At 49.9% G+C, this 13474-nt stretch carries 10 protein-coding genes; 4 read left to right on the plus strand and 6 right to left on the minus strand.

What is annotated here, in order from left to right:
* Positions 1-101 precede the first annotated feature (101 nt).
* The 4 genes from Mal48_RS09945 to Mal48_RS09960 all read left to right on the plus strand — a co-directional run bounded on the left by Mal48_RS09945 (position 102) and on the right by Mal48_RS09960 (position 7971).
* A complete protein-coding gene (locus Mal48_RS09945) occupies positions 102-2990 on the plus strand; it encodes a Rieske 2Fe-2S domain-containing protein (RefSeq protein ID WP_145198527.1) in 2889 nt (962 codons plus the stop codon).
* An 8-nt stretch (positions 2991-2998) separates the two neighbouring features.
* The gene (locus tag Mal48_RS09950; protein ID WP_145198529.1) at positions 2999-4702 is read left to right on the plus strand and encodes a DmsC/YnfH family molybdoenzyme membrane anchor subunit; all 1704 of its coding nucleotides are present in this window, start codon (positions 2999-3001) and stop codon (positions 4700-4702) included.
* Positions 4699-6957: a molybdopterin oxidoreductase family protein gene (locus tag Mal48_RS09955; RefSeq protein ID WP_145198531.1), complete on the plus strand. Its 2259-nt coding sequence runs from the start codon at positions 4699-4701 to the stop codon at positions 6955-6957. Before Mal48_RS09950 ends, Mal48_RS09955 begins: the two co-directional genes overlap by 4 nt.
* Before the next feature lie 156 nt (positions 6958-7113).
* A complete protein-coding gene (locus Mal48_RS09960) occupies positions 7114-7971 on the plus strand; it encodes an SDR family oxidoreductase (protein WP_145198533.1) in 858 nt (285 codons plus the stop codon).
* A gap of 186 nt (positions 7972-8157) precedes the next feature.
* Here the strand turns inward: Mal48_RS09960 and Mal48_RS09965 are convergent, their stop codons facing one another.
* From Mal48_RS09965 to Mal48_RS09990, 6 genes are all read right to left on the minus strand, one after another.
* Complete coding sequence (locus Mal48_RS09965; RefSeq protein ID WP_145198535.1) at positions 8158-8844, minus strand: response regulator; 687 nt, start codon at positions 8842-8844, stop codon at positions 8158-8160.
* Between the two features lies 1 nt (position 8845).
* Positions 8846-9514, minus strand: a complete 669-nt coding sequence (phoU, locus tag Mal48_RS09970; protein ID WP_145198537.1) for a phosphate signaling complex protein PhoU — start codon at positions 9512-9514, stop codon at positions 8846-8848.
* Positions 9515-9539: 25 nt separating this feature from the next.
* Positions 9540-10223, minus strand: a complete 684-nt coding sequence (pstB, locus tag Mal48_RS09975) for a phosphate ABC transporter ATP-binding protein PstB (protein ID WP_391601810.1) — start codon at positions 10221-10223, stop codon at positions 9540-9542.
* Between the two features lie 205 nt (positions 10224-10428).
* A complete protein-coding gene (locus tag Mal48_RS09980) occupies positions 10429-11430 on the minus strand; it encodes a PstA family ABC transporter permease (protein ID WP_145198541.1) in 1002 nt (333 codons plus the stop codon).
* Positions 11427-12398 (minus strand): phosphate ABC transporter permease subunit PstC, encoded by a 972-nt coding sequence (pstC, locus tag Mal48_RS09985; RefSeq protein ID WP_145205981.1) that lies wholly within the window; start codon positions 12396-12398, stop codon positions 11427-11429. The genes Mal48_RS09980 and pstC overlap by 4 nt, the downstream gene beginning before the upstream one ends.
* Before the next feature lie 51 nt (positions 12399-12449).
* Positions 12450-13463 carry a PstS family phosphate ABC transporter substrate-binding protein gene (locus tag Mal48_RS09990; RefSeq protein ID WP_145198543.1) on the minus strand — a complete coding sequence of 338 codons (1014 nt, stop codon included), beginning with the start codon at positions 13461-13463 and terminating at the stop codon, positions 12450-12452.
* Between the last annotated feature and the right edge of the window lie 11 nt (positions 13464-13474).

A 13474-nucleotide genomic window follows, 5' to 3' on the forward strand; every position in this document is an offset into this window, starting at 1 on the left:
ATTCCGGAATCTTGTGGATTATGTCCTTTCTCTGTGATTGAGAAAGGAACTCCGGTTTCAGGATCAATCCGAAACGTACCTAGTCTAAACAAGTCGCGCTCATGGCTAATCCAATTGAAGTCTGGAAAGCAGACAAACACCCGCTTGATGTCTGGTCCGATGTCGAACGTTACGCCGACGCTCAGTCAAAAATGAGCGAGGTGGAAACCACCGATCTCGAACGGATGAAATGGCACGGGTTCTTTTATCGGAAACGGGACAAACCGGGACGATATATGAACCGGATTCGTGTGACCGCCAACGAACTCACCGCTGCACAGGCGCGAGAAATCGCACTCATTGCATACGAGTATGGGCATGGGATTGTCGATGTGACCACTCGAGCAAACCTGCAAATTCAGGGTTTGGAAATTTCACACCTTCCTGATGTGAAAAAGCGTTTAGAGCGTGTCGGCCTGAACTCGAAACAGACGGGGCATGACAACATCCGCAATGTCTTCGGGCATCCATTTAGCGGCCTGCTTTCAGAAGAAATTATCGACACCCGACAACTGTGTAAAGATGTCGATGAAATTTATATCGACAGTCGTGACTACTCCGACTTGCCGCGAAAATTGAATATCTGTTTCAGCGGAACTGAAGATCATCCAGCACATTACTGGACTCAAGACTTGAGTTTTATGGCGGCGCGCGATGATGAAGGGGAAGCTGGATTTCAGGTCTTGCTGGGAGGCACTCAAGGACAAAACCCGCGACTGGCCTGGCATCTGCCTGTCTTCTTGTATCCCGATCAAGTTGTTCCGCTGACGGAAGCGATCATCCAGCTCTTTCGAGAAAAAGGAACCCGAGAAAAACGTAACAAAGCCCGATTACGATTTCTGATTGAAGAGATTGGCATCGCCGGTGTCATTGATTGGCTGGAAGAAAAACTTCCTTTCCGAATGCAACCGTCGATCAGCGAACCGATCCCGACAGCTGTTCCTGAAGAATTTGTAGGTTGGATTCGGCAGAGCAATCCTAAACTCTGGACGATGGGGCTTTCCGTTCCACTGGGGAGAATGACATGGAAGCAGCTGGAAGGTCTTTCGCTCCTCAGCAAGAAGTGGGGAGATGGTCAGCTTCGCACGACACAGGAGCAAGGGATCGCGGTCATCAACATCCCCAACGGCTTTCGCGGAGCGGCAGCCACGGATGCAGCGGCTCTCGGTTTAAGTGTTCATGCGGATGAGTTCGAGCTGAACACGATGGCCTGCACAGGCAGTCAATTCTGCAATATCGCCGTGACGGAAACCAAAGGGCATATGTTCCAACTGATTGAGAAGCTACGCAAACGTGCTCTCAAGTTGCACGGCATTCGAATTCACATGAGCGGTTGTCCATCGAGTTGCGCACAACATTTCACGGCTGACATTGGCCTGAAAGGAGTTCGCGTACGTCGATTGGTCGGCACGAAAGAAGGTTTTGATCTCTTCCTCGGCGGTGGACTAGCGGGACAGGTCCACATGGGGCTGCCGTATCGACTCGGCATTGATGTGGATCAGCTTCCAAACGTGATTGAGGAAGTAACCGATGAATATTATTTAAGGCACAAGCCGGGGCAAACTTTCAGTAGCTTCTGGCGAGAACGTTTACAGGCTGCCGAAGCTGCCAAAGTGGGAGATGATGATTACGTAGTACCCACCTGGATTTGCGAAGGATGTGAACACGAACACCAAGGTGAAGACCCTCCCGTTTTTTGCCCAAGTTGCGCGGGACTGCGACGTCTGTTCGCACGTATCGAAAATGAAGGCGATTCGCCGGATCAACCAGACTCAAAAGACTCTGAACAACCGACTGTGCGAGATGATGGTTTTGTTTTCGCTGCCAAGTTGGAAGACATCCCTGGGAAAAATGGACTCACGGTTCAGGTGCAAGGTCGTGAGTATGCACTCTTTCGGCATGAGGACGGAATTCGCTGTATTGACTCTGCTTGCCCTCACGAAGGAGCGTCGCTGGCAGATGGAGAATTCAAAGATGGTGTCGTCAGTTGTCCCTGGCATGACTGGACGTTCAATGTCTGTTCCGGGTGTAGCCTTGAGCCTGTCGGGCATACCGTTACAACCTATGGCTCTCTAATTGAAGATGAGCGAGTTTACATTCTCCCTTCAGTAGAGGGTTCTGCATCCGAGCTAGCACCTCAAGCAAACTCAACTGCTGACATTCTGGCAGCTGCACGAGCGGGGACATCCGGGGCCTCGAAGAAACCAGTTCGCCCGGTCGAGGCAACGCTCCGCATCAAAGAGATTATCCAGGAAACCCCAGATGTCAAAACTTTCCGGCTCGACAATTCGGAAGGAAAGATCCCGTTTGACTTCCCCGGCAAGTTTGCAAAGGTTTGCCAGAAAATCGATGGAGAGGATGTGTGGCGAAGCTTCACGATCAGTTCGTCACCTTCAAAGCCAGAGGCGATTGACCTAACAATCAAGCTCAATCCAACAGGACGACTGACTCAGGAAATGTTTGCTTCTCTTCAACCGGGCGGCGAGCTTCGCTTGAAAGGAGCACAAGGAGCTTATTTCTTCGATCCCGACAAGCACTCACAGCCATTAGTGCTGATCTCAGCTGGCAGCGGTATCACCCCCATGATGTCGATCTCCCGATTGATTCGGGATTCCAACTTGAGCCATCCGGTCACGTTTTTATTCGGGGCACGAACAGCAGCAGATATCATTTTCCATCAAGAATGCCTGCAACTTCAGGAACAAGCAGACTGGTTCCGCTACTTTGTAACGCTATCTCAACCTGAAGAGAGCTGGCAGGGTGCGGTGGGGCGTCTCGACATGAAATATGTGCAGGAGCGTGTGAGTGATCTCAAAGGCTCGCGGTACTTTCTGTGTGGGCCGAATGAGTTTATGGATGCACTGCGAGCCCAGCTTGTGAGTCAAGGAGTTGACGACTCTCATATTCACACCGAGCAGTTTCATCAATCCCCAAAAGCTGTGACGGTTTGAGCGAACCTATGGAAACGCTGCACAAGCCAAAACAACAACCTGTTGAAGAATCAGCATCGCAACGAGAATTTGCTGATCGATTCTTGGCAGAGTTGCTGCATGAGCAACATGAGCTCACTGCCGTCGAAGAGTTCTCGCAAGCTCATTCGACCTGTCAGACAGAATCGCAACATTATTCAAAACTGCTCCCTGCAACACCCCCACAACCAGGACAGCAGTACGCGTTTGAAGTTGACCTCGACAGTTGTTCCGGATGTAAATCTTGCGTAGTTGCTTGTCATTCTTTGAACGGATTGGACGAAGAAGAGACCTGGCGTGATGTCGGATTGCTAGTAGGAGGGACGCGATCCAATCCGGTGATGCAGCATGTCACCACAGCCTGCCATCATTGTCTGGAGCCGGCCTGTATGATTGCTTGCCCGGTCAATGCATATGAGAAAGATGAAACCACCGGCATTGTGCGTCATCTCGATGATCAATGTTTTGGATGCCAGTATTGCACGTTGGCCTGCCCATATGATGTCCCGAAATATCATCCGAGCAAAGGGATTGTTCGCAAGTGCGATATGTGCACTGACCGCCTCTCGGTTGGTGAGGCCCCTGCCTGTGTGCAAGCTTGTCCTCACGAAGCGATTGCCATCAAACTTGTGGAAGTCAACGAAGTTCGTGAGAACGCAGAGGCCGATCCGTTTCTGCCAGGTGCGCCAGAACCTCACTTAACTTACCCGACGACAAACTTCAAAACGAAACGGATTTACCCCCGCAATATGCTTCCGGCAGATTACTATTCTGTCAATCCGCAACATCCACACTGGCCGCTGATTATCATGCTTGTGTTGACGCAGCTTTCCGTGGGGACATTTACCATCGGCATGCTGTTGGAATCTTACTTGTCTGAAGAGCTACTCGATGCGTTTCGTCCCGTCCATTCAGCTTTAGCCCTTGGGTTAGGCTTGCTTGCATTAGGGGCCAGTACCCTGCATCTGGGACGACCACAGTTTGCATTTCGTGCCATTCTGGGGCTGACACATTCCTGGCTTTCGAGAGAAATCGTCGCCTTCGGACTCTTCGCTGGCGCTGCAACGATTTATGCTTCATCAGTCTGGTTCAACCTGCTACCAGTTGCGTGGATGGTCACATTGGGGTGGGTGATTGTGGCGACCGGAGCATTGGGGCTGTTGTGCTCAATTATGATCTACGTCTTTACGAAGCGGGAGTTTTGGAGCTTTCGACAAACCACTACGAAGTTTACTTTCACAGCTTTGATTTTGGGGATTGCAACCACCCTGCTCGTCCTGCTGATTTCTGCAGGAACAGAACGGGATCAGATTGGGAACCAGTTGTTTGAATCAATTGTGAGACCATTGTCGCTAGCGTTGATCGTAGTGACGTCAGTGAAGCTTGCTTACGAACTTTCCTTATTGGTCCACCTGTTGAATCATCGAACTTCACCACTTAAACGCTCTGCGTTGCTGCTTGTTGGGCCACTCTCCAACAGTTCGTTCTTTCGAGTGGCAGCTGGAGTTCTGGGAGGTATCGTGATGCCGCTGTTTCTGTTGGCACGCGAGAACGAGGCCTTCTCAAATGATGTGCCAGCCATGATTATGGTCTTCTTTGTCTTCCTGGCTTGTCTGGGAGGTGAATTAGCGGAACGTTATCAGTTCTTCGCAGCGGTCTCCGCTCCACGAATGCCAGGAGGTCCGCGTCGATGAAAGACTTGAGTTTCAGTACGTTGCAGGAATTGTTACATGCCAAATCAGGCCCATTGACGCGAGAGTTACTTCGCACACCCAGTGAATTTGGACTCGGACAACTTCCAAGTTCTCAACTTCCTGATGCCACGACGAATATGGTTTGTGGCTACTGCTCGACTGGATGCGGATTGAAAATTCACCTGAAAGATGGGGACGCCATCAACCTCTCTCCTTCAGGCGAGTATCCGGTCAATCGAGGGATGGCTTGTCCAAAAGGATGGGAAGCACTAACAGTTCTCGACGCTCCTGATCGGGCAACCACTCCGCTCTTGCGTGGTTCGAATGGAAAGCTTCAGCCAGTCGACTGGCACCGGGCGATGGAAGAGTTCGTCACCAGAATGAAGTCTGTTCAAAGCCAGCACGGTCCTGAATCGGCTGCCTTCATCAGCACAGGGCAAATGGCCACCGAAGAAATGGCGTACCTCGGAGCGCTGACCAAATTCGAGATGGGTATGCTTCACGGAGATGGGAACACCCGGCAATGTATGGCGACTGCAGTGGTGGCATACAAGCAAGCATTTGGCTTTGATGCTCCTCCATATACATATGCCGATTTCGAAGAGTCGGATGTGCTGGTTTTCATTGGAAGTAACCTGTGTCTCGCTCACCCGATCCTCTGGGAACGTGTGATGCGGAATCCTCACGATCCCGAAATCATCGTGATCGACCCGCGACAAACTGAAACGGCAATGAATGCGACGCAGCACTTACAAGTCGCTCCGAAATCCGATTTATCGCTGCTATATGGCATCGCAAAAATTCTAATCGACAACGACTGGATTGATCACGAATACATCGACGAGCACACAAGTGACTTCGAATCATTCAAGGATTTTGTTCAGCAGTTTGAAATCGATCACGTTGCCGCAGAAACCGGCATCGCAGTGGAACAGATTCATCGATTCGCAAAGACAATTCACAGCGGCAAACGAGTTTCCTTCTGGTGGACAATGGGAGTCAACCAGTCGCACCAGGGAGTCCGCACCGCGCAGGCGATCATCAATCTCGCGCTCATGACTGGGAATATCGGCAAGCCCGGCACCGGAGCAAATTCGATCACCGGACAATGCAATGCGATGGGAAGCCGGCTCTTCAGCAACACAACCGGACTTCTCGGAGGTCACGACTTCACAAATCCTGAAGATCGCACAAAAGTTGCGGACATCCTCAAAATCAATGAGTCGAATATTCCGAATGAAAATTCATGGGCATATCACGAAATCATGGAGGGAATCCTCAAAGGCAAGATTAAAGCACTCTGGATTGCCTGCACGAACACAGCTCATTCCTGGATCAATCAAAACCAGGCTCGCGACATTCTCAGCCGACTCGACTTTCTGGTTGTGCAAGATATTTATCACTCAACCGAGACCGCTCAGTTAGCCGATTTAGTTTTGCCTGCAGCTGGCTGGGCTGAAAAAGAAGGGACTTTTATTAACTCCGAACGCAGGATTGGTCGAGTCAAAAAAGTAAGACATGCCCCCGGACAAGCCCTCTCGGACTTCAATATCTTCAGGTTGATTACCAAGTATTGGACCAAAGATAAGACCTCGAACTGTGGCGACCTGTTCGATCGATGGGCATCGCCCGAGGAAGTCTTTCACTCCTTGAAGGAAATTTCACGAGGAACTCCGTGCGACATCACAGGGATCGACAACTACGAAATGCTCGATGAAGCGGGGGGCATTCAGTGGCCCTGTTCAGAACAATGCGACGATGACAACACTGCTGGAAAGCAGCTTCCTGCTACTGAGCGTCGTCTCTTCACTGATGGAAATTATTACCACGCTGATCAGCGAGCCAAGTTTATTTTTGAAGCCCCCAGACCGCTCTCGGAACCAACGTCCGACAGCTACCCATTTACTCTCCTCACCGGACGTGGTTCTGCATCGCAATGGCACACGCAAACTCGCACCAGCAAGTCAGCGGTTCTTCGAAAGCTGTACCCGAACGATCCCTTTGTCGAAATCTCACCCACCGATGCTCGTCGTCTCGGAATTCAAGAGAACGATCTGGTCGAAGTGGTCTCTCAACGTGGCTCGATGACCGCAATGGCCTTCTTGACCCACAGCGTCTCGCTACAACAAGTCTTCATCCCGATGCACTACGAGGAAACAAATAAGCTGACCGATTCAGTCTTCGACCCTTACTCTAAGCAGCCCGCTTACAAAGCTTGTGCAGTTTCTGTCCGCCCAAGCCAGCGAACATCATAAAAGCAGGCACATGTTCGAGGAATTCGATCGCGTCAGCAGAAAGACTTAGGTCAGAGGTGAAGAGTACAAGTCAGATGGAACTGGCGAGGTTGACTGCACTGTGTTCAATGACGGAATATGCCATTTTCTGATCAGTACCAAACAGTGAGAATTTCGATGGCGCGAATTGCAGTGACGGCAGCCAGTGGTCAGCTTGGATCTGAAATCGTGAAAGCCACGTGCGAAATCGTCGATAAGCACTCAGTGATCGGTCTAGCTCGAACGCCCGGGAAAGCGGACTCGCTGGAGGTCGAAATCCGGCCAGGCAACTATGACTCTCCGAGTGAACTGGAATCGTCGCTCCAGGGTATCGATACGCTCCTCCTCGTTTCCGGGATGGATGCGCCGGAGAAACGGATCACTCAGCACCGCAATGTGATCGAAGCAGCAAAGAAAGCGGGAGTGAGCAAGATCGTTTACACCAGTGTCCAAGGTGCGGCAGAGAAGACCGCATTCTCCCCGATCGTTCAGAGTAATCGCCAAACAGAAGAAGACATTCGCAACAGTGGCCTCTTGTGGAGTATCGGAAGGAACGGTATCTATATCGAGCCTGACATTGAGTACATAGAGAAGTACAAAGAACGTGGCGAGATTGCGAACTGTGCGGGGGATGGGAAGTGCGGATACACGACTCGTCCCGAACTGGCCTATGCTTACGCTCGCATGCTGACGGAGTCAAAACACGATGGTCAAACCTATAATCTACACGGAGAAGCGATCACGCAGCAGCAATTGGCCGATTACATGAACGACGCCTTTGGTACTCACTTGACGTATCGCGACATGTCCGTGGAAGAGTTTCGCGAAGAGCGAATCGCAGAACTTGGGGAGTTTATAGGAAACGTAATCGCAGGAATCTACCAGGGCATTCGCAACGGTGCTGTCGACAACGACAGCCATTTTCGTACTGCATCAGGTCGCACTCACCAGAGTTGGCAAGACTATTTTTCCGGGCTGAAATCTGAACAGGCGTAGCAGTTTCAACACGATACCAAAGATTCGTGGAAGGGAACCACAAAGAGGCCAGCGATGAGAATGGGAACTCTCTGGGGCAGCCCCAATCCTGGCCCTTAATTTTCTCTTCGTGGTGAACAGCAATTTTGTGAGAGAATCGAATTCTTCACAGGCAAACGGTAGGGAAAAGTCTCTGGTTTTCGAGGGTCACTTGAGCTGGAAGCGGTAACCGATCCCGCGTACGGTGTCGATAAATGTTGAATGGTCGCCCAGCTTGATTCGCAGCGAGCGAATGTGAACGTCGATCGTCCTTTCCAGTGAATTGGCATCTTCTCCGCGACAACGATCCATGAGCTCAAGTCGACTAAAAGGACGACCCGGTTGTCTGGCAAGTGTCCAAAGAATATCGAATTCTGTTGGTGTCAGCTGGAGTTCTTTCTCATTGAGCTTGGCGACATGATGCAGCCGATCAACTTCGATTCCTTCAATAGAAATCGTCTCTTTACTTTGTCGATTTGAAGGAGAACGACGCAATAGCGCTTTGATTCTGTGAACCAGCGGCTTGATCTTGAACGGCTTGCTCACATAATCATCAGCCCCCATGTTGAAGCCCACGATTTCATCGACTTCTTCGCTGCGAGCTGTCAACATGAGGATGCGAAGATCCTGTGTTTTCGCACGTCCACGTAAAGTTCGGCAAACCTGTAATCCGTCAATCACTGGTAGCATTAGATCGAGAATCACCAAGTCAGGAAGTACGGACTCGGCGAGTTGCACGCCTTTCTGTCCATCATTCGCAGTAATGACTTCGAATCCCTCTTTGGTGAGGTTATAACTGAGCACGTCAATAATGGCCTGCTCATCTTCGATGATTAGAATTGTCTGCTTAGGCATTTTATCTGAGCGTTAGTTCTGAACGGTGTCTAATGATTTCGCCTTCAACGAGATACACCACGTCCTCAGCGATGTTCGTGGCGTGGTCAGCCACCCTCTCCACATGTCGGGATGCGGAGAACAGGTGCATTGATGACTTGATTAACTCTGGTGCTTCCTGCATCACAGCAATGAGGTCTTCTATAATTCCTTGATTCCATGCATCAACGGTGTCATCATCGCGGCAGACACTTCGGGCTTTTTCACTGTCAAGTTCCACGTAGGCATCAATACTTCGATGGAGCATGTCGAGAGCTAAGTGCACCATCGCCTTCAATTTCTCAAGGATACACTCATTTGGCCTGGGCACCATCCCGGAGGCTCTTTCTGCAATGTTGACTCCTAAATCAGCGACGCGTTCTAATTCGCTGACAATTTTCATGACTGTCGTAATTCGTCGCAAATCAATGGCGACGGGCTGATGGAGAGCGAGAATTTTCAGGCACTCTTCTTCGATCTGAACATCCCAGCGATCAATTTCATCATCCTCAATCCTCAACTTCAATGAGGACTCAAGTCTCGGTTTGACCAATTCATCGACTGCCTGATGGATCATCTCTTCTACAAGAGTACACATGGAAAGTAAATTCCGGTGAAGCAAGTCAAGATCACGCGTGAGATGGATGGGCATTGTTTCGACCTTAGGTCAGCTTATCTTAACCGAATCGACCAGTGATATAATTCTCGGTCTGTTTTTCTCGAGGCTTGGTGAACAGCTCTTGTGTCGGCCCCATTTCAATGAGATGGCCTTCGTAGAAGAACGCCGTTTGGTCGCTGATTCGGGCCGCCTGTTGCATGTTATGGGTGACGATGACAATCGTGTAATCTTTTTTAAGCTCAAAAATGAGATCTTCGATCCGCGATGTTGAGGCGGGGTCGAGAGCCGAGGCTGGCTCGTCCATCAGAACGACGTCGGGTTGTGTAGCGAGCGTACGAGCAACACATAATCTTTGCTGCTGTCCCCCAGAGAGAGCCAACGCGGAATCGTTGAGTCGATCTTTCACTTCATCCCACAGAGCCGATTGTTTTAACGAATATTCAACAATCTCAGCTAATATTTTCTTGTTTCGAAGCCCAGAGATTTTGGGGCCGAACGCAACATTGTCAAAGATCGACTTGGGAAAGGGTGTTGATTTCTGGAAAACCATGCCGATCCGTTTTCGCAACGCAACCACATCGATCTCTGGTGCATTCAGATCGATATTTTCCAAGAGCACTGTCCCAGTGTGATGTGTTCCTTCGATGAGATCGTTCATTCGATTCAGAGTACGGAGGAATGTACTCTTCCCACATCCGGAAGGGCCGATTAATGCCGTCACGGATTTCGGAGCGATTTTCATCGAGACATCATACAAAACCTGATTCGTACCGTAGTAGAACGAAAGATTCTGTGTTTCGAGTTTCGGGGCTACGGGCGGCGCTTCGGGGAGTTGAACAGTAGGCTCGGACTCTGTGCGGTCTTGCACGAGTTCGGAGAATGAGTGGAATTTTGTTGCGGTCATAATTTTGTATGTTCTGTGATGGTTAGCGAAGGCATCAATCAGGTCACCAGCGATTCCGCTTTTGGAATCGGTTGCGAATGATGATTGCAGTTGCGTTCAGCACGAGCAAAACGACTAACAGCACGATAATTCCCGCAGCTGCCACATGTTGGTATTCCGTTTCCGGCAAGGAAACCCAGTTGAAAATCTGGATGGGCAGGCTTGTAAATCTGTCGAACGGAGCGTCTACAATACTTTGAGGGTTATGAACGACATCCATCGGGCTTGTGATATCGCCGGGAGTAAGGGCGATATAGGTCAGGGCTCCGATCATCACCAGCGGTGCGGTTTCTCCGATGGCTCGAGAAATCGAAAGGATCACTCCCGTCAGAATCCCAGGCAAAGATGCTGACAAGACTTGATGGCGTAATGTTTGCCAGCGAGTTGCTCCCAACGCATAAGAGGCAGTACGAATTGATGACGGTACGGCACGCAAAGCTTCCTGAGAAGCGACGATCACCATTGGCAGAATCAACAAGCTTAATGTCAACGCAGCTGAGATTACGGAATTTCCCAGTGGCAATGGGATTCGTAATGTGACGATCGCCAATGGAATCTCGATGACCTTCGAATGTCCCTGAAAGAGACCAAACATTCGTACGAAGACCGTGAGCCCCAGGATTCCATAAACAATCGAGGGGACGCCTGCGAGATTTGACAAATTGACCTGAATCAAGCGTGTGAGAACGTTGTTTGGAGCATATTCTTCGAGGTACAACGCTGCTCCGACTCCGATTGGTACTGAGAACAAAACGGTGAACAGAATCAACCACAGGCTGCCCCACAAACCTGCCAGAATCCCTGCTTGTTCAGGGTGTCTAGAGTCAAAACTATGCAGGAAATTCCAATTCAGCCAGCCAGCTCCCTGCCAGAGAACTCCAATCAAAAGCACTGAAAGAACAACCACTCCGAACCAGGTCGAAAGCATGCACACGATGCGAAACATTCGTCCCAGACGATGCCGGGCAGCCAGATTTGATTCATGGACATTGTCGAGATGACTCATTCATACACCTCACGAAAACGTCGCATGATGAGGTGGGAAAGAAAATTCATCGTCAACGTCATGCAGAAAAGAGTCAAAGCAATGGCGTAAAGACTTTTATAGCTCATACTGCCTACTGGCGTGTCCCCAAGACTCACATTCACGATGTAGGAGGTCATCGTTTGCACACTGCGAAACGGATTCATGGTCAAGTTAGGAGCTTGGCCGGCGGCAATGGTGACAGCCATTGTTTCTCCCACTGCCCGAGAAATTGCTAACAAGAACGAAGAGAGAATCCCCGAGATCGCTGCTGGGAGAACGATTTTCGTTGAGACGTCAAACTTCGTCGATCCAAGTGCATACCCCGCTTCACGCAGGCTACGAGGGATAGCCCGTAGCGTGTCTTCGCTGAGGGAGGAGACCATCGGGATGATCATGATTCCCACAACAATACCGGCACTGGCAGCATTGAAGATATCAACCTCAAAACCCAACAGGTCCTGAAATATTGGACGTAACACATAGGGTGTCACGAAGACCAGTGCGAAGTATCCATAAACGACGGTTGGAATCCCTGCCAGGATTTCCAAGATCGGTTTAATGAAATTGCGTGTACGAGTCGAAGCAAATTCGCTGAGATAAATTGCGCTGGCCAAACCGATCGGCAATCCGATCATTGCTGCGATTCCAGCAATCAACAGCGTACCGCTCAACAACGGCAATACGCCGTACTGTGGGTCTGTAAATTGAGGTGTCCATTCCGTGCCGGTAAAGAATTCCCATGGTGAGACTTCCTCAAAGTAGGCAGTATTGCCGCCCACTCCGACGATACTTTCTGCAACGAGGATGTAAATGATCCCAACGGTTGTGACAATCGAAAGTAAAGCACATGCAAACAAGATGAACTGAATCACTTGTTCTCTGAGTCGTTGAATCGTTAGATGTCGCGTGAGAGACCTCGGAGGTTGATCGACCGAACAACTTTTCATGAAGGTTTCGAGCGGCACAAGCTGCCTCCTGACTTAATGCTTTTTAAATGATTACTTCGCTGAGGCAACTTCGGCATCTCCGCTCATTGATTCAATTGCATCTTCTAATTCTTTGCGTTCTTCACTGAGCAACTCCTGGCTGAGTCGGACATAACCGACTTCTCCTACGAGGCCTTGCCCTTCCTTAAGACAGTACCTCAAAAACTCTGCCACTTCCGGCTTTTTCAACGAGGCTTTATTGACATACAAGAAAAGCGGGCGTGAAAGTGGAACATACTTTCCACTTTCAATTGACTCATCACTTGGCTTAATGCAATTGTTAGCGTCGCCCTTGTCCGCAATTCCAAGAACTTTGAGCTTGTCTTTGTTCTTCAAGTAGTATGCATACCCAAAGTAGCCCAAAGCGAATTTGCTTCCAGAAACACCCTGCACAAGAACGTTGTCATTGACGCTGGGGCTGTAATCAGACCGGCTCGCTTTACCTTCATCACAGATCGCTTCTGTGAAATAATCGAAAGTTCCTGAGTCAGTGTCGGGGCCAAAAAGTTTCATTTCGCTCTGCGGCCAACTCGGATCGACATCACTCCATAGCTTCACCTGACTGCCGGGGGACCAGATCTTTTTGAGTTGTTCAACACTCAGGCAATCGCACCAGGTGTTTTCCGGGTTCACGACGACAGAAAGCCCGTCGATGGCAATGGTTAGTTCCAGGTATTCAATCCCCTTCTCCTTGCAAGCATCGATTTCCTGCTGCTTAATCGGGCGTGAAGCGTTGGTGATATCGGAGACGCCTTCGATGAATTTGCTAAATCCTGGACCAGTGCCTGATGTTCCAACAACAACAGTTGTCTCAGACTGCTTTTCATACTCTTCAGCTACCGCTTGAGCGATAGGATAGACCGTACTGGACCCGTCTATTGAAATACTTGGTTTCGAATTATCTCCAGAAAGTGCACTGCTGTCTGCTGCATCTTTGACAGTACATCCCGCTGTGACAAAAGCAAGCATCATAATGCTTGCACCCACAACGCACGCATGCTTCTTCATATTTTCAATTCCTGACATGGAGTTTGCTC

The organism is Thalassoglobus polymorphus (genome assembly GCF_007744255.1).
GTDB lineage: Bacteria > Planctomycetota > Planctomycetia > Planctomycetales > Planctomycetaceae > Thalassoglobus > Thalassoglobus polymorphus.